7 protein-coding genes and 1 pseudogene are annotated in these 21,273 nt (G+C 75.9%); 6 read left to right on the top strand and 2 right to left on the bottom strand.

All coding sequences use genetic code 11. From position 1 onward, the window contains the following. Window positions 1-311: transposase (locus tag ACZ6Q9_RS22075; protein ID WP_466021426.1), on the bottom strand; the 311-nt coding region annotated here is incomplete at its 3' end. 113 nt (window positions 312-424) lie between these two features. On the opposite strand from ACZ6Q9_RS22075, the pseudogene ACZ6Q9_RS22070 reads away from it, so the two are divergent. Next, window positions 425-739, top strand: a pseudogene (locus ACZ6Q9_RS22070) (IS630 family transposase); the annotation flags it as partial. On the opposite strand, the gene ACZ6Q9_RS22065 reads toward ACZ6Q9_RS22070, so the two are convergent. Continuing rightward, window positions 712-924, bottom strand: a complete 213-nt coding sequence (locus tag ACZ6Q9_RS22065; protein WP_393267391.1) for a zinc-binding dehydrogenase — start codon at window positions 922-924, stop codon at window positions 712-714. The pseudogene ACZ6Q9_RS22070 and the gene ACZ6Q9_RS22065 overlap by 28 nt on opposite strands. Before the next feature lie 1,088 nt (window positions 925-2,012). On the opposite strand from ACZ6Q9_RS22065, the gene ACZ6Q9_RS22060 reads away from it, so the two are divergent. From ACZ6Q9_RS22060 to ACZ6Q9_RS22040, 5 genes are read left to right on the top strand one after another with little or no spacing between them, the layout of a single operon-like run. Next, window positions 2,013-6,380 (top strand): peptidoglycan-binding protein, encoded by a 4,368-nt coding sequence (locus ACZ6Q9_RS22060; RefSeq protein WP_393453844.1) that lies wholly within the window; start codon window positions 2,013-2,015, stop codon window positions 6,378-6,380. A gap of 55 nt (window positions 6,381-6,435) precedes the next feature. Next, window positions 6,436-10,020, top strand: coding sequence for a DUF6603 domain-containing protein (locus tag ACZ6Q9_RS22055; RefSeq protein ID WP_396830923.1), 3,585 nt, complete (start codon window positions 6,436-6,438; stop codon window positions 10,018-10,020). A gap of 1 nt (window position 10,021) precedes the next feature. Beyond that, window positions 10,022-14,869, top strand: a complete 4,848-nt coding sequence (locus ACZ6Q9_RS22050) for a hypothetical protein (protein WP_393453838.1) — start codon at window positions 10,022-10,024, stop codon at window positions 14,867-14,869. Beyond that, window positions 14,869-19,386 carry a hypothetical protein gene (locus ACZ6Q9_RS22045; RefSeq protein ID WP_396830922.1) on the top strand — a complete coding sequence of 1,506 codons (4,518 nt, stop codon included), beginning with the start codon at window positions 14,869-14,871 and terminating at the stop codon, window positions 19,384-19,386. Before ACZ6Q9_RS22050 ends, ACZ6Q9_RS22045 begins: the two co-directional genes overlap by 1 nt. Next, entirely contained in the window at window positions 19,383-21,227 is a 1,845-nt protein-coding gene (locus tag ACZ6Q9_RS22040; protein ID WP_396830920.1) for a hypothetical protein, read from the top strand. Before ACZ6Q9_RS22045 ends, ACZ6Q9_RS22040 begins: the two co-directional genes overlap by 4 nt. Window positions 21,228-21,273: the final 46 nt, after the last annotated feature.

Here is a 21,273-nt window from a genome sequence, read left to right as displayed (position 1 = left end):
TCGTCGGTAACCAGCACAGCCTCGGGGTGACCGAGCTGCTCGACCAGCCAGTTCCGCACGTCATCGCGGACGGCGTCGGCGTCCCACACCGCCGTACGCAACAGCCGCTGCATCGCCTGCGGATCGGCGTGACCCGCCCGTTCCGCGAGGGACCAGCAGGTCTTACGTTCCACGCCCGACAGCAGCCCTTCCACGAACTGCCCGGCGGTCCGGCGTGGCTCCGCCCGCACGAACCGGCCAGCGACACGCGTCACCGCCTCGTCCAGGATGACCCGCCACCGGTCAAGGTCTAGGCTGTGGCCCACGGCCATCGCGCGATCTTCGGTTGTCCTCACAAACCATCGATGATCAACGCGGTGGCCGTCCTCATGCCCACGCCACGCCCAACGCCGAAGGCAAGTGACGTTGGAGTACTAACCAGGATAGCCACTGGTCGACTCGGTCGATGGCGAAGGCGACTGGGCTCAACCAGACGGCCGTGTCGCGGATCTGGCGGGCGTTTGGGCTCAAGCCTCACCTGGTGGACACCTGGAAGCTGTCCACCGATCCGTTGTTCATCGACAAGGTCCGGGACGTGGTCGGGTTGTACCTCGATCCGCCGGACAAGGCGATGGTCCTCGCGGTCGACGAGAAGTCCCAGATGCAGGCCCTCGATCGCACCGCGCCGATGCTGCCGATGATGCCGGGCGTGCCCGAGCGCCGTACCCATGACTACGTGCGCCACGGCACCACGAGCCTGTCCCGCACGATACCCGTCGCGGTCTCCCACGACTGCTCGGTGCCCACGCACTCGAGCACGCTCGTGGCACCGAGGCCGCCGGTCAGCTCCTTGACGTGTGCGACGGCCGCCTCGCCGCGTTTCGCGACGTGATCGGTGGCCCCAGAAGGCCGGGCGACTGCGGCCCGGTCCTGGTGCCGTCCCAGGCAATGATCCGCTCCGCCCCGAGCCGCTTGGCGGCAGCACCCCTCAGAGCCCCACGGCCCGATGGTCGAGCTCTATGCGGCCATCCGCCAGGAGCCCCGTACGGTGCCTCCGGGGCTGTCCGGACGAACGCTGCAGCGCGCAAGTCTGGACGCTGCGCGGTGCGACCACGCTGGAACAGGCGCACGGCGGGCAGGTTTACCCCGGTCCACGACGCCTGGCGGGCTGCCGCTCGCAAGACCCACGGCGACACCGCAGGAACATCGACCCTGCTCGGCGTCCTGCACTAATCCGACCGGACCAACGACACGAGCACGTCCACGACGAACGCCTCAAGCCCTTGCCGCACCACCGAAAGCTCATCGGGGGCCGATGAAGCATGAAGCAACCCGGACCACTCCGACCACCCACGACACGCCGACCGAACAGAGCACTACTACGCCCGTCTACGAGACAACACAGGTCGCCTGCGCAGGTGATCGTGGCGGCGCCAGGGCCGTAGCCGATGATTTCGGTAGACGATGCCGGATGGACGGGTAGCGGTTGTCGTGCGGACGGCCGAAAGATGCGATCCCCGTGTCCCGGCCGCCCGGGACAGCGGACCCTGTCGCTGGTACCCCCCGGGCCGACAGACTTGCGGGCGAGGTGGCCGGCAGACCCGCCGGAACCGTTGCGCGGCAACGGCTACGCCCGGCACAGCCCGTTCGCACCACACGGGGTGACGGACCGGCCGCCACGACATCCGGACCCACGTTCCCGTGCCGACACCGGCCGTCGGAGCGGCGTCCGCACGGGGAGGGAGAGGCATGCGACCACGTCGGCACCTGGCCCGGCGCTGCCGGTGTTACCGCGCCGCGATGCCCGGCGGCAAGCCGGCGTCGGGTCTCCGTCAGAGGAACGAACTGAGTGGGCACGCGGCCCGCCCGGACGGCTCGCCCCGCCCGTCGTGGATCCGGTGGTTGCCAAACGCCGGGACGGGTCTTCCGCACCGTTGCCCGGTAGGCGCGGCGGATCCCGGCGACTTCAATCGTCGTAGACACCGCGCGACTCCCACCGTCCCGTCGCTCGGCCATCGGCGAGGGGATGCGCGATGACGGCTCCGTCGAATCTGCCACTGGTGCTCAGCGGTCCCGTCGTACGTCGGGTCGACCCGACCGGCGTCACGGTGTTCGTCGCGCTGCGCGCGGAGTGCACGGTGACCCTGAACGTGTTCGCGGTCGGCGCGGCTCCCGGGTTCGCCCGCGGCGCCACGGTCGGCACCGCCAGCCGTACGACGGTGCGGCTCGGGGAGCGGCTGCACGTCGTCGCGGTCACCGCGAGCGGGATCACCCTGCAACCCGGCGTCCTCTACGGCTACGACCTGGCGTTCTCCGGCGGCTCGACCGCCGGGAGCCTGTTCGACGCCGGCGTGGTCGCCGCCGACGCGGCAGCGGCGCGGGCCGCCCTGACGTACGTCGGGCACCCGCAGGCGCCGGCCGCCGCGCCCGCGTTCCCGACCTTCGCCACCCCGCCGGGTAACCCGAACCGGCTGCGGATCTTCCACGGGTCGTGCCGCAAGCCGCACGGCGAGGGCTACGACGCGTTCCCCGCCCTGGACCCGATCATCGCGGCCTCGGCGGGCGACCCGGCCCAGCGCCCGCACCAGCTGGTGCTCGGCGGGGACCAGATCTACGCCGACGACGTGGCCGACCCGCTGCTCGCGCTGATCCACGGCCACGACGCGCTGGCGGCGAACGGCAGCGACCCGGCGGTGCCCGCGTACCCGGGGGTGGCCGCCCGGCTGGGCCTGGCCGCCGAGGTGCTACCGGTCGGGACGACCGATCAGCCGACGGACGCGCGGTACGCGCCGGGCAAGCGCGCCGACGCGATGGCGAAGGACGCGAAGTTCACCTCCGGCGCGGCGGACAGCCACCTGATGTCGCTGCGCGAGTACCTGTGCATGTACCTGCTGGTCTGGTCGGACGTGCTGTGGCCGGAGAGCTGGCCGAGGTTCGAGCACGTGCTGCCGGCGGACACCCGGGTCCTGAAGGACCCGCAGGACCGCCGCCCCGGCGAGACGGTGTACGACCTCATGCTGGCCGGGCGGGCGTACACGCCCAGCGCCCAGCAGAAGGAGATCATCGAGCGGTTCGAGCGGTGGCAGCGGCAGGCGCTCGCGCTGCGGATGTTCCGGCAGGGGCTGGGCGCGGTGCGCCGGCAACTGGCGAACGTGGCGACGTACATGGTGGCCGACGACCACGAGGTCACCGACGACTGGAACATGACCGGCTCGTGGGTCACCGACGCGGTGGTGAACTCGCCGCTGGGGCGGCGGGTGGTGCGCAACGCGATGGCCGCGTACGCGGTGTTCCAGGCGTGGGGGAACACCCCGGAGCGGTACACCGAGGCCGGGGCCGCCGGGGAGCCGGGCCGGGCGGCGCTGGCCGCGCTGCGCGGCTGGGTCGCCGCCCCCAACGACGGCGACGACCTGGCGTTGCGGACCCGGCTCGGGTTGCCCACGGCGGTCACCAGCGAGGGCCGGCTGGCCCGGCCGGCGGGCGCGCTGACCTACCACTGGACCGTCACCTGGCCGCGCTACCAGCTGGTCGCGTTGGACACCCGCACCTGGCGGCAGTACCCGGCCGGCGCCGGCAAGCCGGGCGGTCTGCTCTACGACGACCAGCCGCTCGACGAGATGATCAGCGGCGGCGGGGTGCTCGGCGACGACGCGGTCACCGTCGTCGCCCAGCCGGTCGCCCTGTTCGGCGTACCCGTCCTGGAGCAGCTCGCGCAGCCCCTCGCGAGGGTGTTCGCCGGGCGGTACGACGCCGACGCGGAGGACGCGTGGGTGACGAGCGACGCGGCCGTACACAAGATCCTGGCCCGGCTGTTCGCGGCGGCGCCACCCGACGCCGACGGTGTCCGGCGGCGGCGGCTGGTCATGCTCGGCGGCGACATCCACTTCGGCTCCGCCGAGCGGATCCGCTACTCCGCCACCCTGCCGTACGCGTGCGGGCCCGACCCGGCGAAGCCGTTCGAGGGGGTCAACCGCACCGAGGGGGTGCTCGCCGGGTTCGTGTCCAGCGGGTTCCGCAACGAGGACGGCAAGACCCGGATCCTGCACGCGCTGGGGTACGTGCCGCTGCTCGACGGCACCGGCCGCATCGACCTGGTGGGTTGGGCCAACGAACTGCCCGACAAGGAGGGCCAGCGGATGCAGGCCGGCGTGCAGGTGACGCTGGCCGCCGACGACGTGACCGGCTGGTGGGTGTCCGGGCGGCCCTCGGTCAGCGACCTCGACGCGCTGAAGGTGCTGACCCGGCAGCCCGAGTGGAACGTGCACGTGCAGTTCGTCCGCCACGACGAGGCCGACCCGGAGGTCCGCCGCGACGGCACGCCGGAGTCGGTGGTGGACCCGGCGGGCCTGCCGCGCGACCAGGCGCTCGGGCAGTACCTGGCGGCGGCCCGCAACCTGGACCACTACAAGGGGTCGTGGGGCAACGGCAAGGAGATCGTCGGCCGCAACAACCTCGGCGAGGTCACCTTCGACTGGCCGGACGGGGAGTGCAAGTCGGCGACGCAGCGGCTGTGGTGGCACCTGCCCGGCGAGAACCGGGCGGCCGCGCTGACCACGTTCACCGTGGACCTGTCCTTCGGCTGCTCGCTGGCCGTCACCCCGCCGTACGGCGGGTGGAACCTGCGCGCCGACGACCGGGACGCCACCGCGACGGCCAAGGCCCGCTACGACGGGCTGGAGCGACCGGCGGATCTGGTCAAGGACCGCTGGGTGACCCGGTTGCAGCAGGACCTGGCCACGCTGGGCTTCCTGGCACCGGCCGAGGTCGACGGCGTGTACGGCCTGCTCACCTACTGGGCGGTGCTGGAGTTCCAGACGTACGCCCGCCGGGAGCGGGCCGCGGTCGAGCCGGCCGGCGCCACCGCGCCCCGCTACTCCGACCGGCTGCAACCGGTGGACGTGCCGGAGGCCGAACGGTACCTCGGGCCGGTCAGCGGCATGGCCGACCTGGCGACCCAGGTGGCGATCAAGCACTGGCTGGACAAGCGGTGGCGCTCCCCCGTCGTGGTCGAGGCGTGGCAGGTGGCGGGGGACGTCCCGCAGCGGCTGGACCAGCCGAACGTGTGGAACTTCGACGAGGTGACCGCCGCCGACCGGCGGGTGTACTCACGGGTCGTCACCGGGCGGCCGGCGGGGGCGGGCCGCGCCCCGGACGGGTACCCGGAGCTGATCCGGTTGGGCGCATACCGGGCGCACCCCACCGGGGCCGAGTGGAGCGGCCCGGTGCTCGACGCCGAGTCGGAGCTGCTGCCCGAGGCGGTGCTGCCGCGCCCGCAGGACCACGGCGGCGGCCCGTCGCTGGCCGCGCTGGTCGCGGCGATCGACGCCGGCGGGGACGCGGGCGCGCGGGCCGCCCGGCAGCTGTCCACCTTCAAGGTGCTGCGGGCCGTCGCCGAGAACCGGGTGCCGGACGCCGCCGGCGGCTACCTCGACGCCGTCGCCGCGGACGACCCGGCGGTGATCCGGTTCGGGCCGTTCGGTTGGCGGGCACACGGCCCGCTGGTCACGCCGACGTCGGTGCCGACCTTCCTCGACCTGAACTCCGAGCCGGGCGAGATGTGGGCGTACCTGGCGTTCCTGCGCGCCACCGACCGGGACGCCTACGACGCGCTGGGCGGGCTGGCGGGCGTCACCGCCGTGCCCGGGTGGGGGCGCGACGGCGGCGGGCTGCTCTTCACCGACCTGCGGGTGCTGCGGGCCCGCCCGGCGCGGACCGACGCGACCGGCGCCGCCCGCGAGGGCATCAGCACGACGCTGGAGCTGCTGGGGCTGCGGTCGTGGCACTGGATGCACCGCTACGCGCTCGCGCTGCGCGGCCACGACGGCGTCCGCCGGGGGATCTGGGCGTTCGCCCGGCAGCGGCTGCACGACCTGCTGGCCACCGACTGGGACTCCCCCGACCCGGACGTCTCCCCCACCGTGGCGAACGTCCCCGGGGCGGACGGCAACCCGCGGCGGGCCCGCGTCGGCGACGTGTTCACCTCCGAGCGGGCGGTGGCGCTGCTGGCCTGCTGGCAGCAGCACCGGGCGCACCAGCTCGTCGCCGTCGGGCCGCCGTCGGCAAACGCGGAGAAGCCGGAGTTCCGCACCCGGGCGCGCGCCGCCACCCCGCTGCACCTGGTGCTCACGAAGGCCAGGGCGCTGGGCGCGGACTTCAGCGGGGCGCCCACCGGCTGGACCGACGCGCACGAGACCGCGCTGATCACCGCCATCGGCCAGGTCGTCGCCGGCGACGCCGAGGTCGCCACCGCGCTGACCCGGCTCGCCGCCTGGCCGTCCTGGCCGACGGGGCGGCACTACACGCTGCCGCTCGACGCGCTGCCCGCCGCCGAGCGGGGCCTGTCGGCCGCCCGCGGGTCGCTGCGGCTCGACCTCGGCGACCTGCCGAGGGTGACCGCGTGAGCAGCACACGACCGGCGACGGACAGCGGCCGGCAGCACAAGGGACGGGGTGGACGATGAGCGACGCCAAGAACGCGCTGGCACTGCTGTGGAACGAGATCCGGCTGCTGGCCGAGCCGGTGCTGGCCGCGTACGACCCGTGGCAGCGGGCCCGGCTGATGCGCGCGTTGGGCTGGGACCTGGAGGCGGTCAGCGGGTTCGACGCCGCCCGCTTCGAGGACTGGGTGAAGACGATCGGCCCGGCCCTCGACGCGCTCGGCGCGGCGGCCGAGGCGGAGCTGGACAGCCTGGAGGCGGTGAAGAAGCTCGGTGCCGCCGCCGGCGACGCGTTCGGCAGGATCGGTGCGCTCCCGCCGACGCTGCAGGGGCAGCTGCCCGACGTGGCGGGCCTGCCCGAGGAGCTCGCCGACGACCTGCTCGACCTGCTGGTGCTGACGTACCTGTTGCGCCGGGTGCCGTGGACGGTGCCCGTGCTGGACCTGCTGGGCCTGGTCACCCCCGCCGCAGACGCGCCGCCCAGCGCGCCGATGCCGCCCGGCGACGCCCCGATCCGGCTGCCCCGCCGGCGCGACGAGCTGCACCTCGAACGTGTCGTCGACCTCGTCGCCGACCCCGGCGGCTACTTCCGCGACCTGTACGCCCCGGCCGGCTGGGACACCCCGGAAGGCGTGGCGGAGTTGTCCGCCCGGCTGCTGCCCCGGCTGGCCCGGGCGCTGCGGGCCCTCGGCCTCGACGCCGACCGGGGCGTACGCCCCGGCGTCGGCCCCGACCAGGGCGAGGTGGGGCGACGGCTGGCGGACAGCCTGCTGCGGCTGCGGTTCACCGGGCTGCGCACCCCCGGCGGAGAACCCCCACCGACCGGCGGCGGGCTCGCGCCGTGGCAGCCCACCTTCGGCGTCGGCGTCACCCTCGGCCTGGCGAGCTGGGACGGCCGGTTCACCGTGATCCTCGCCCCGACCGGCGAGGCGCACCTGGAGGGGTCGATCGGCGCGTGGAACGTCGCCACCGACCTCAGCGGCGCCGGCCCCGCGATCGCCGTCAACAGCGACGGGGTCACGTTCAGCGGCGACGCGGCCGTCGTCAAGTGGGCCGCCGAGATCGCCCGGATCGCGCCGGCCGGCGAGCCCGGCTGGATCATCGGCGCACCGGAGGGCACCCACCTCGCCGTCGGGCAGCTCGTCGTCACCGGCCGGGCCAGCCTCGGCGCCGGGCGCGACGACGTCGAGCTGGGCGTGCAGGCCGGCCGCGCCGAGCTGGTCATCCGCGCTGGCGACGGCGACGGGCTGCTCGCCAAGCTGCTGCCCGCCGACGGGCTGCGCCTCGGCCTCGACCTCGGCGCCGCCTGGTCGATGCGCACCGGCCTGCACCTGGCCGGGGCCGCCGCCCTGGTCGCCGAGTACCCGGTGCACCTGTCCTGGCACGGCATCGGCATCGAGGGGCTGCGCATCGCGTTGCAGGCCTCCACGCGGACCCGCGAGGTCAGCCTGCTGATCACGACCACCGTGCAGGCCACGCTGGGGCCGCTGCACGTCACGGTGGAGAACATCGGCGTCCGCGCCGACCTCACCTTCCCGCCCGCGCTGCCCGCCGGCAGCGGGGACGCCGCCCGCGGCGGCAACCTCGGCGTGGCCAACCTGGCCCCGGGGTTCAAGGCGCCCGACGGCGTCGCGCTGCGGATGGACAACGGCTTCGTCTCCGGCGGCGGCTACCTGTTCGTCGACGAGCCCCGCGGCATGTACGCCGGCGCCCTGCAGCTCGGCATGACCTCCACCACGCCGCTCGCCCCGATGAAGGGGTTCCGGCTCCAGGCCACCGCGATCGTCAACACCCGCAACCCCGACGGCAGCCGGCTGACCGAGGCCGACGGCGGGCACAGCTTCTCCCTGCTCCTCGCCGGCACGTACGAGTGGTTCCCCGGGCTGATGCTGTTCTGGGGCATCTCCATCACCGGCCTGGGCCTGGTCGTCGGGCACAACCGGCGCAGCAACCCCGAGGAGTTCCGCAACGCCGCCCGCTCCGGCACCCTCGACGCGCTGCTGTTCCCGCAGGACCCCGTCGCCAACGCCCCGGCCGTCATCGCCACCCTCAGCCGGCTGTTCCCGGTCGACACCACCGGCACCGTCCTCGGGGCGATGGTGCGGCTGAACTTCCTCGGTGGGCAGGTCGTCGCCGACCTGGGGGTGCTCGTCGAGTTCCCCGACCCGGTACGCATCCTGCTGCTCGGCAAGCTGGTGATCGACTTCTCCGACGCCGGCAGGTTCCGGCTGGACTCCTTCGGCATGGTCGACTTCGCCCGCCGCGAGATCAGCCTCGATGCCGCACTCATCGACTCGAAGCTGTTCGGCCGGCCCGTCTCCGGGGAGATGGCGCTGCGGGCCCGCTGGGGTGCCGGGCGTACCTTCGCCATGTCGATCGGCGGCTTCCACCCCCGCTACACACCCCCGCCCGGCTTCCCGCCGGTCAAACGCTTCAGCATCGCCCTGCAGAAGTCCGGCAAGGGCATCGACCTGCTGGCCTACCTGGCGGTCACCAGCAACACCGCCCAGTTCGGCGCCGAACTGAAGCTGCACTTCGAGGGCAGCGGCTTCGTCATCGACGGCCGCGCCTGGCTCGACGTGATGTTCCAGTTCAAGCCGTTCTGGTTCACCGCCGAGATCGGCGCCACCGTGTCGCTGAAGTACGGCGACAAGGAGCTGCTCGCGATCAACCTGCTCATCGGGGTCTCCGGCCCCGGCCCGTGGAAGGCCTGGGGCGAGGCCCGGATCAAGTTCCTGTTCTGGGAGGTGTCGGCGAAGTTCTCCTGGACCGACGGGGACACCGCCGCGGCCGACGAGCCCACCCACGTCGACGCCGCCGAGACGCTGCGCGTGGCGCTGTCCGCACCCGAGGCGTGGGAGATCCGTCCCGCCATCGGCGCCGGCGAGCCGGTGACGCTGCGCGACCTGACCGGCTGGACCGGGCCGATGCTGCTGCAACCCGGTGCGCGACTGTCGGTGCGGGAGAATGTGCTGCCGCTGGACACCGACCTGCAGCGCGTCGGCACGTCCCGGATCAGCGGACCGAACCGGTTCACGCTGACCGGGGTGAGTGTCGGCACCGGCGACGACGCGCTGTCCGGCACCCTCGGCGACACCGTCGAGGACGACTTCGCGCCGGGGCAGTTCCGCGACCTGTCCCCCGTCGAGCAGCTCACCACCCCCGGGTTCGTGCGGCTGGCCGCCGGGCGGACCGTCGCGCTGCCGGAGGACACCACCCTGCCGCCGGCCGACCTGACCACGTTCGCCGAGTTGGCCGACGACTCCGCGTACGACCGGATCATCATCGACGACCCGGACGCCGCCGGCCGGCCCCTGCCCGCCCAGCCGGCGACGGCGCGGCTCGCCGCCCGCGGCGGTGACCTGCTGGCCCGGTTCGCGGCCACCGCGCCGGCCGCCTACGCGGGCAGCCGCCACGGCGGCGCCGCCCGCTTCACCGGCCCCACCCTGGAACTGGCCGCCACCGCGCCGGCCGCCCGCACGCCGCGCGCCGCCGCGACCGTGCCGGCGCAGCGGCGCGCGACCGCCGCCCCGGCGGCGCCGCGCCGCCCCCGCGTCCGGGTTCCCCACCCGAGGATCACGCCCGTCGAGCTGGAGGTCTGCTGACATGGGTGGCCTGCGTTTCCTGCCCTGGGTCCGCGACGGCGTCGCCCGCGTGGTCTCCCACACCGACACCCTCACCGGCGCGCTGCCGCGCCCCCGCGCCGAGGTGACCCTCACCGTCGCCGCGCTCGGCACCGACACCGCCACCGGCGACACCGAGCAGATCACCGGCACCTCGACGGCGCTGCTGCACGGGCCGGGCGACGTCGTCGGCGTCGACCCGCAGGAGATCATCCGCAGCTACCCGGCGCCCGGCGCGGAGAACGTCGAGGTGTCCCTGCTGGCCGCGGTCGAGTTCGACAACCCCGACCTGCCGTGGCGGTACACCCCGGCGCGGCCCGACGACAACGGCGCGCTGCGCCCGTGGCTGGTCCTCGTCGTGGTGCCGGTCGGCGAGGACGGCGCGGAGCTGCGCACGCAGCCGGGCCAGGCCCTGGCCCGGCTCGCCACCACGGTGCGGCACCTGCCGGTGCTGGCCGAGTCGTGGGCGTGGGCACACGCCCAGGTGCTGGTCACCGACGACGACGAGGACCTGTCCGCGGTGATCGCCTCCGCCCCGGAGCGCACCCTGTCGCGGCTGGTGTGCCCGCGCCGGCTCGCCGCCGGCACCGACTACCTGGCCGCCGTGGTGCCCGCCTTCGCCGCCGGGGTCCGCGCCGGGCTCGGCGAGACCGTCGACGACACCGGCCCGCTCGCCCCCGCCTGGGGTCCCGACTCGGCCCACCCCGGCCCCGACGATCCGGTGCTGCTGCCCGTCTACCACCACTGGACGTTCCGCACCGGGCCCGACGGGGACTTCGAGTCCCTGGCCCGCCGGCTGCGGGCCCGGGTCCTGCCCGACGACGTCGGCCGGCAGCCGGTCGACATCGCCGCGCCCGGCGGCGGCCTGCCCGCCGGCGACGACGAGGGCGTCGAGGGCCGGTCCGTGCTCGGCTTCGAAGGCGCCCTCGCCGCGCCCGGCATGACCCCGACCGTCTGGGCCGACGACGTCCGCCAGGCCTGGCAGGGCGCGCTCACCGACCTGCTGCGCCACGCCGACGACCGGCTGACCCCGCCGCTGTACGGCAACATCCACACCCAGCAGGGGCAGGTCCCCACCGGTGACGCGGAACCGCGCTGGCTGGCCGGACTCAACCTGGACCCCCGATACCGGGCCGCCGCCGCCCTCGGCACCCAGGTGGTGCAACGCCACCAGGAGGACCTGGCCGCCGCCGCGTGGGAACGGGCCGCCGAGCTGCGCGAGGCCAACGAGCAGCTCCGCCGCGGCCAGGCCGCCCGGGACACCGCCACCGCCCTGTTCGCCCGCCGGGTCGACCCGGACTCCCCCGGCACGCCGGTCGGCGACGACCAGCTCGTGGCCATGACCCAGCCGGTGCACGACCTCGTCGACGCGGGCTCCGGCGCCCGCCTCGCCGCCGCCGGCGACCCGCTCGACCGGCAGCTCGACGGCAACCCGGGCGCGCGGGCCGCCACCAGCGCGCCGCTGCGCCGGCTGCTGCGCCCCCGCGGGCCCCTCGCCCGCCGGGTCGACGCCGACGGCGGCCCGGCGGCGCTGGCCCGGCTGGCCGGCGGCGCCAGCGCGGTGCCCGCCGCGAAGGTGCCCGCCGGCGGCAAGGTGCTGGACACGCTGGTCACCGACGGCCGTGGGCTCGGCTCGCTGACCCGCGCCGTCATCGAGCAGGCCGCCCAGAACCCGTGGTGGCACACCACCAGCACGGCCGGCGTCACGGCGGGCGTCCAGGTGCTGGCCGCCGACGGCCGGGTCACCGCGACGGCGGGCGTGGGGGCGCTGGCCGCCGACGACCCGGTCACCACCGTGGCCACCAACGCCGGCGACCTGCTCGGCGCCGACCGGTTCTTCCTCGGCGCCGCCGACGGTCGGCTGTTCGAACGCCGCCGCGTCGGCGAGCAGTGGGTGTGGCGCGACCACGGCCTCCCGCCGGGCACCGCCGTGGCCACCTCCGGCGCCACCGTGGCACCCGACCGGGTGTTCGTCCGCACCCGCGACAGCCGCCTGTTCGAGCGGCGGTGGGACGGCGACCGGTGGGTGTGGCGCGACTGCGGCGCGCCGCCGCTCGGGGTACGCAGCCGCCCGACAGTCGGCGGCAACCAGGTCTACCTGCTCGGCGGAGACGGCAACCTGTACCGCTACGACCCGGCGGCCGAGTCGTGGACGTCGCTGGGAAAGCCGGCGATGTGGTCCACCGAACGGCTCTGGGGCACCCCCCGCCCGATCGGGACGACGGTCCTGGTCGCCACCAGCCACAACCGGCTGTTCGTCCACAGCGGGCAGTGGAGCCAGGTCGGCAACGACGCCATCCCGCCGGTGTGGGGCTCCCCGGCCAGCCAGCACCCGTCCGCGTACGGGTCCCGCTTCTCCTACCTCACCACGGACGGCTGGCTGGTCTCCCAGCTCTCCGACGGCTCCCTCTACCGGCATGACGCGACCCCCGAGGGGCGACGGCTCGTCTCGCTCGGGCAGCAGGCGGCCCAGATCGGCGAGGACGACGGCATGTCGATCATCGCCCTCGGCGCGCCCGACGCCAACCCGGCCGACGTGCGCCTGATGCGCCGCTACCGCTACTACCACGACGGGCACGAACGGGAGTACTGGGGCTGGGAAGTGATCGGTTCCGCGCCGGCCGGCGGTCTCGGCCGGCACCGCCCCGGCCCCGTGCTCGGCGAGTTCCGCAGCGGCGAGATCTTCGCCGTGACCCGCGACGGCCGGCTCACCTCGTGGCGGTGGGGCTACGCCCCGACCGGCTGGATCGACCACGGCACCCCCGCCGACCCGCGCGGCGCCGGCCCGGACACCGCGCCCGCCCCGGCGCACCTGCGGTTCGCCCCCCGGGTGGGGCTGCTCGCGTCGCTGCTGTTCACCCACACCGTCCCGGTGGGCACGGGCAGCCGCGCCCGGATGCAGATCGGGCACAACGTGGGCGACGACGGCGCGGTGCGGGAGAACGTCCTCACCGCCGCCGTGGACGGACCGGCCATCCCCGTGGCGGCCCGCGCCACCGCCACCACGATCGGCCCCCTCGCGCCGAACGGCCACCCGGCACTGGTCGCCGCCGCCCTGCTGCCCGGCCCGGACGGCACCTGCCGGATCAGCTACTGGATCGGCCGGGACGCCACCGCCACCGGCACCGCCGCCGCCGGGTGGACCGGCCCGTACGAGCTGCCCGACCCGGTCAGCGCCCACGCCACCGGCCTCGACGTCGCCCTCGCCGACCTCGACGGCGACGAGCAGCCCGAACTCGTCGTCGCGTACGGGGTGAGCCGCCCCGGCGGCACCGAGAACCGGGTGTACTACCGCGTCGGGTGGGGCCTGGACGCGGCCGGCACGGTGACCCGCGGGTGGGGTGACTCGCAGCCCACCCCGCAGCAGCTCGACACCATCACCGCCGTCGGCGTCGACGTGGTCGACATGACCGGCGACCAGGTTCCCGACCTGCTGGTCTTCGCCGCCGGCTCGGTCGGCGCCGCCCCGGTGGCCCGCTACTCCACCGGGCTCGGGCTCAACCGGCGCGGCCGGATCGTCGGCGGTTGGACGGCCGCCCGCGCGGTGCCCGACGAGGCGGCCGTCGCCGGCGCCGCCGGGGCGGGCATCGCCGTGGCCGACGTGACCGGCACCCGCCGCCCCGACCTCGTCGTCGCCCGCCGCAGCGGCACCACCATCACCTACCGCACCGCCTTCGACCTCGACCCCGCCGGCGTACCCGTCAGCTGGAGCCCCGCGGTCACCGTCACCGGGGCCGCCGACGCCGGCACCGCCCGCGGCTGCGCGGTCGCGATCGCCGACCTGCGGGCCGACCTCGTCGCCGACCGGGCCCGGATGGGCGACGACTTCATGGCCGCCGCCGCGGCCCACCAGGGCCGGCTCGCCCCGGCGCAGTCGCTGGCCCGCAACCACCGGCCCGCGACGGTCGACCTCGCCACCGCCGCGGCGGCCGTCCGCGACACGGTCCGCCCCGAGACCGCCGTGGCCGGGGAGGTGCTCGCCGGACTCAGCCTCGGCGACGGCGACCTGGTCGACGCCCTGCCCGACAGCGGCGACCCGCTGCGTCGGCTGCTCGCCGGGGTCAGCTTCACCGTCCCCGCCTACGAGCTGCTGCGCGGCCTGTCCCAGGAGCACGTCGTGCCGAACCTGCCCGCGGTGGCGCCGGAGACGATGACCGCGCTGGCCGCCAACCCCCGGTTCATCGAGGCGTTCCTGGTCGGGCTCAACCACGAGATGAGCCGGGAGATGCTGTGGCGGGAGTTCCCCGCCGACCCGCGGCAGACCTGGTTCCGGCAGTTCTGGGACGTCCGCGGCGCCCTCTCGGCCGGCGCGCCGCTCACCGACATCCCGCCGCTGACCGACGACGCCTGGCGCAACGGGCCGCTGGGCAGCCACCTCACCGCCGTCGGCGCCCCCGGCGAGCAGTCCCTCGTGCTGGTCATCCGCGGTGAGCTGCTGCGCCGCTACCCGTCCACCATCGTCACCATGCGTCAGGCCACGTGGACCGGCCCCGAGCAGCGGGAACCGGCCGGGCCGGACATCCTGCCCATCTTCCACGCGTGGCTGTCGCCCGACCTGCTGCTGTTCGGGTTCCCGTTCACCGCCGACGTCGCCCGCGGCGCCACCCGGCAGACCGCCGGCCCCGCCGGCTACTTCTTCCTGCTGCGCGAGCAGCCGGCCGCGCCCCGCTTCGGCGTCGACCTCACCGGCGACCCGCTGCCGCCGGACGCGGTCGTCTTCGCCGCCCGGCACGGCCGCAACGCCGCCGACACCGCCCTCGCCGTGCTGCAACGCCCCGTCCTGCTCGCCCGCCACGCCAGCGACCTGCTACCGACGCCGGAGAACCACTGATGACCACCTCGTCGTACGCCGCGAACCGGCCGCCGCTGGCCACCGTGCTGACGCAGACCCCGTGGACGCTGTCCGCGCTCGCCCCCGCGGTCATGCTGCCGGTGCGCCTGGAGACCCGGTTCGCCGGCGCGACCCTGAAGATCCGCGTCTACCCCGACCAGATCCACGTCGACGACCACGAGCCGGACCTCACCGCCGAGGAGATCGCCGCCGGCCGGGCGTACTGGGGCGAGGGCCGGCCCGGCGGCGTCACCGGCGCACCCGACGACGCGGCCTGGAACGACCTGGTCCGCCGCTTCGGCGCGCCCCGCGCCGCCTGGATCGCCCGGGTGATGGAACCCGTCGCCGGCGACTTCCCCGAGCCGCAGCCCCGCCCCGGCCCCTGGTGCGAACCGGCCCGGGCCCGGCTGCTGCCCACCCGCTGGTACGCCGTCGGCCGCACCGCCAGCGGCCGACTGTTCACCGGCACCTCCGGCACCGTCACCCCGGACCTGCCCGTCGGGCCCACCCCCGTGCCGGCCGGCGGCACCGGCACCATCGACCAGGTGCCCGCCGAGGCGCCGCCCGTGGACGCCGGGATGCGCTGGACCGTCGACTTCGCCACCGCCGAGGCCGCCGGCATGGCGCTGACCGTCACCGTCCCCACCGGCACCGACGGGAACCCGGAGACGGTGGAACGGCTGCTGGTGTTCGGGCTCGACACCGCCGCCGCGCCCGACGCCTCCGCGAAGGCCCTCGGGCGCCTGCTGGAGGCGCACGCCGCGACCGACGGGCTGGCGTTCCTCGCCCCCGACACCCCCACCAACAACACCGCCACCGCCACGCCGGCGGCGGCCCCCACCACCGCCGCGCCGAGCGCCGCCGACACCGCCACCGACGCCGGGGCGCCGGAGGCCGCCGCCGCACTGGTCGCCGCCGCCCTGGGCGTGTCGCTGACCGCCGAACCCGACGACGCGCTGACCGCCGCCCGGGGCACGCCGACCCGCGAGGGCGCGCCGACCGCGCTCGCCCGCGGCACCGGCGCCACCGTCGCCGACCGGCCCACCGGCCGGCTGGTGCGCCGCCTGCTCTGGCCGGCCAGCTTCGGCGCCCTGCTGCGGGACCTGCTGCCCGTCGCCACCCCCGCCGAGCAGGCCGCGCTGCGCGAGCACTTCGTCGCCCACGTGCACGCCGACGGGCCGCTGCCCACGCTGCGCGTCGGCCGCCAGCCGTACGGGCTGCTGCCGGTGGCCAGCCTGCGGGACTGGCGCCCAGCCGGCGGCGGCGAGGCCCGGGCCGTCGGGCTGCTCACCAAGCTGTGGCAGCAGGTGTGGCTGCCCTCCCCCGTTTCCCGGATCGTCCCCGGCCTCGCCGACCCCGAGCGCACCCTGCTGGACATCCTGGCCACCGACGCGCGGGTGCTGGAGGTACGCGCCCGCAGCATGCTCGGCAACGAGTACGTCAGCTGGCTGTGGCGCTTCGCCCGCCTCGGCCTCGGCCCGGACTGGCGCGAGCAGGTGGTCGAACCGGCCCGGGACCTGCTCGCCGCCCTCGGGCTGGGCAGTCCCACCGACCCGCGGCTGTCCCTGGCCGTGTTCGCCAAGGAGGCGTACGCCCTCGGCACGCCCCTGCTCGACGGGCCCGGACAGCCGCGCGCCGACCGGATCCGCGCGTACCTCGACGCGCTCGCCGCCGTCGGCCTCGAGGGCGACGAGGTGCCGGCGAGCCCCGGTGACGGGCCGGTGCCGCTGTTCCACCGGCTGTTGCGCGCCGCCCTGATCGCCGAGCACTCCGCCGCCGCGCACGCGTTCGCCGGCGAGGCGTCCCTGCCCACCGCGGCGGAGGTCCCGGAGCCGGAACTGGTCGACATCCGCCCGCACGACCGCACCCCGGTGCTGCGCCGCCGCCTCGCCGTGCCCGTGCCCGGCGCCCCCGGCGAAACCGTCGGCAGCTACCTCGCCAGTTCCCAGGTCGACCCCCGCCACGTCCGGGCCACCACCGACCTGCGCGCCTTCCGCGCCGCCCTGACCGACCTGGGCGACGCGCTCGACGACGGGCTGTCCCCCGCCGACCTGCACCGGCACGTCGCCGGCACCCTCGGCCTGGCCACGCACCGGCTGGACGCCTGGATCACCTCGCTGGCCACCCGCCGGCTGGCCCAGCTCACCGCCGGACCCCCGACCGGCGTGCACGTCGGCGGGTACGGCTGGCTGGTCGACCTGCGGCCGGCCGGGCCGCCGCGGCTGGTGCCCCGCCCCGCCGACGTGCCCGACACCGTGGCGCCGCCCACGCTGCCCGTCGCCCCCGACGGCGCGGGTCACGTGCACGCCCCCTCGCCGGCGCAGGCCGTCACCACCGCGGTGCTGCGCAGCGCGTGGCGCTCGCACCACGGCGGGGACCACCCGATGGCCGTCGACCTGTCCTCCCGCCGGGTCCGCCTCGCCGAGCAACTGCTCGACGGCGTCCGCGCCGGCCAGAGCCTCGGCGCCCTGCTCGGTTACCGCTTCGAGCGCGGCCTGCACGACCACCCCGACGGCCCGCTGGACCAGTTCCTGCCGTTGTTCCGCCGGCTCGCGCCGGTGCGCGCCCACCGCGTCGACGCCGACGACGACACCACCACGGTCACCGCGACCGTCGAGTCGGCGGCGACCGTCGACGGGCTGGAACTGCACCGGCTGCACCAGGCCAGGGCCATCGAGTCGCAGCTCGACGCGCTGCCCGGCGCGGCCCGCGGCGCCGTGCGGCAGGTCCTCGCCGACCTCGCCGACGCCACCGACGCCGTGGCCGACACGCTGCTCGCCGAGAGCGTCCACCAGCTCGCCCTGGGCGACATGAACCGGGCCGCGGCCGCCGTCGACGCCGCCTCCGGCGCCGCCACCAGCCCACCCCAGCTACACGTCACCCGCACGCCGGCCACCGGCGCGACCCTCACCCACCGGGTGCTGCTGCTGATCAACGTCGACGACCGGATGGACCCGCTGCGGCAGGACTGGCCGGCCGCCCGCGCCCAGCACCCACGCATCATCGGCAGCCCCGCCGACGCGCTCACCTCCGTGCTGCTGCCGCCCTCGCCGCGGGTGTTCTGGCGCTACCGCTGGCACGCCCCCGACGGTGTCACCGCCACGCCGTGGCGCGACGCGAGCCTGGACCGGCTGCAGACCCCGGCGATCGACCTGCTCGCCGCCCCACCGCACCCCGGCCGCCCCGACGACGCCGAACTGGACCGCCGCATCGCCCTCGTCACCTGGGCGAAGCTGCTGCCCGCCGAGGTGCGACCGGACTGGACGCTGGAGCTGGACTACGACCGCGACCCGGCCTGGGCCGCCGACAAGATCGGCCTGGCCGAGTTCCTGCACGCCGTGAACGTGCTGCGGGACCTGTTCGGCCGCTCCCGGCCGGTCCTCGCCGCCGACCTCGGCCTGGACCCCGACGCGCCCCCGCAGGTCGATCCGGTGACGAAGGCGCAGACCGACGAGCTGTGGCAGTCGGCGCGGAACGCCGCCGCCGCGCTGCGGGACGTCCCGGCCGCCGACGCGCCCGGCTGGGACGAGACGGCGGTCCGCCTGCTGCTGGACACCGCCGCCGGGTTCGGCGTCACCGGCGCGGTGCCCCCGCCGCCGGCCGCCGGCACCGCCGCCGCGGTCGCCGACGCCGCCCTGGTCGCCGGCCACGAGCTGGACCGCCGGCTGGCCGCCCACTGCCGGGTCGTCGCCGACCTGCACGACCGGGCGCCCTGCCCACCGTCGGCCTGCACCTGCGACCCGGCCACCGACTTCGACCGGCCGTCGGCACCCCCCGCGCGGCGGCGGGACGCCCAGATCGCCCGCGTCCGGGCGCTGCTCGGCCCCGACATGCCCGTCCTGACCGCCGCCGGCGCGCCCCAGCCGCAGCAACTGGCCACCGCGCTGGCCGCCAGCGACGCGCTGCAGGGCGGCTCCCCCCACCCGGTGCGCCGGTGGCTGTCCCGCTACGGCCGGGTCCGCCCCGCCGTCGGCCGCCTCCAGGAGGTGCTGACCACCGCGCAGGCCCTGGACGCCGGCGGCGTGGTGAAGCTGCCCGCGACCGTCCGGGTGGCGCAGCTGCCGTACGCGCCCGGCGACCGCTGGGTGGGCGAGGCCCCGCCGCGCGCGAACACCGAACCGGTCTCCCTGGTCGTCGTCGCCCCCGGCGGCATCGACGTGACCCGGCCGGTGCACGGCCTGCTGGTCGACGAGTGGACGGAGGTGGTGCCCGCCGGACGGGTGCAGACCGGCCTCACCTTCGAGTACGACGCCCCCGGTGCCGCCGCGCCGCAGGCGGTCCTGCTGGGCCTCGCGCCCGACGGCGCCGCGACGTGGCAGCCGGCCACCCTCGCCAACGTCCTGGAGGAGGCCCTCGACCTGGCCGTCGCCCGCGCCGTCGACGTCGACTCCCTCGGCGCGGCCGGCCAGTTCCTGCCCGCCCTCTACTTCCCCACCAACGTCGCCGAGACCACGACCACCACCGACTTCGTCCCCGACGCGACGCTCGCGCCGCAGGGCGGACAGGAGGTCCAATGACCACCGTCGAACCAGCCCTGGCCGACACGCACACCCCGTCGGTCACCACCTGGACCCGCCTCGAACCGCGTACCCGCCGCGCCGACCTGGCCCCCGCCGTGGAGGCCCGCACCGCCGACCCGTTGTGGCTGCTCGCCCGGCAGTGGCAGCTCGGCGAGTTCACCGGCGAGGACACGGGGTCGCCGGTCAGCGCCCGGGTGCACGCCGAGGCCGCCCGGTTCACCCGCTACCGGCCCGGCACGGCCTCCGGCAGCACGGTCGGCCTGCCCGCCGCCACTCCCCTGGAGGCGGTGGTGGAACGGGAGTCCGCCACCACCGCCGGCGACCTGCGCTTCGCCGTCGAGAGTGGCCAGCAGCTACTGCGGTCGCTCGCCGCCGCCGGTGCCGGCGCGCTGGCACCCCGGCTGTGCGCCAGGTATCCCGTCCCCGCCGAGCCGCCCGACGCCGCGTCGGCCGCGGACGCCGAGACCCTCGGCTACCTGCGCATCGCCGCCGGCCGCGTACCGCACGGCGACCTGGCCCTGCGCGCCTGCGCGGAGGGCCGGTTCGTCGCCGAGAACGAGGTGCCTTCCGCCCTGGTCGGCGCGGTCACCGCCGCGATCGCCGAATGGATGACCTGGCTGGGCGTGCCGCCCCGCCCCGCCGGCCCGCCGGACGGCTACCTGCTGCAACTGCCCGCCGTGCTGGCGCCGGGCGCGTCCCGGCCCGCCGCGCCGCCGTGGCCGCCAGAGGACTTCACGCCCCTGTTCAGCGCCCCCGGCCAGGAGGGCTCCGCGTGGCGGCGCGAGCGGCTGGAGTACGACTTCGCCGTCGGCGCGCACGGCTCCGCCGGCGAACTGGTCCTCACCGCCCACGAGTACGACGGCGACCGGCTGGACTGGTACCACTTCGACCACGAGCCCGGGGCGACCCTCGACGCCGCCCCGGCGGTCGAGGACGTCGTCAAGGTGCTGCTGCCCACCCCGGTCGCGTACGCCGGCATGCCCTCGACCCGCTTCTGGGAGTTGGAGGACGCCCGGGTCAACCTGGCCGGCATCGGCGCCGGCGCCGGCGACCTGGCCCGGATGTTCCTGGTCGAGTACGGCCTCGTCTACGGCAACGACCACTTCCTGGTGCCGCTGGAACTGCCCGTCGGGTCCGCCACCCGGATCCGGTCGCTGATCGTCACCGACACCTTCGGCATCCAGACGCTCGTGCCGGCCGCGCCCGACGACACCGCGCTGTTCCGCCCGTCCGGGGCGACCGCCGGCGGGCCGGCCGACGTGCTGGTCCTGCCCGCCACGGCCGCCACCACCCTCGACTCCGAGCCGGTGGAGGAGGTACGCCTCGGCCGCGACGAGATGGCGAACCTGGCATGGGCCGTCGAACGGACCGTCACCGGCGCCACCGGCCGGCCGATCGACCGCGGCGCCCAGGTCGGCAGGGCGGCGCCGCCGCCGCGACCGCCGGTCGCCGACGCCGAGATGGTGCCCAGCCTGTCGTACGCCTTCGCCACGACCGTGCCGGACAACTGGGTGCCGCTGATCCCGGGGCCGACGCAGGACCGGCCCGACGTGGTCCGGCTGCGCCGGGTCCCGCTGCAACAGCCGTCCCGCGAGGGTCCGCCGGTCGCGGTCACCGGCCACAGCCGCCTGCTCGACTGGCGCTGGCGCGGCGACGACCTGGTCGAGCTGGCCATCCCCGAGGAGGAGGTGCCGCGCGCCGGCACCCGACTGCTGCGCCAGTGGCAGCTCGCCCGGTGGACCGACGGCTCGGTGCACCTGTGGCTGGGCCGCGCCCGCCACACCGGCACGGGCGAGCTGTCCAGCGGCCTGCGCTACGACACCGTCCAACCGCGCTGAACGATCCCACCCGCGCACCGACCGAACCAGATCAGCGGAGACCACC

The organism is Micromonospora sp. NPDC049139 (assembly GCF_055586845.1).
The sequence above is the reverse complement of the archived record's forward strand: the minus strand, read 5'-3'. Positions and strand labels throughout refer to the sequence as shown.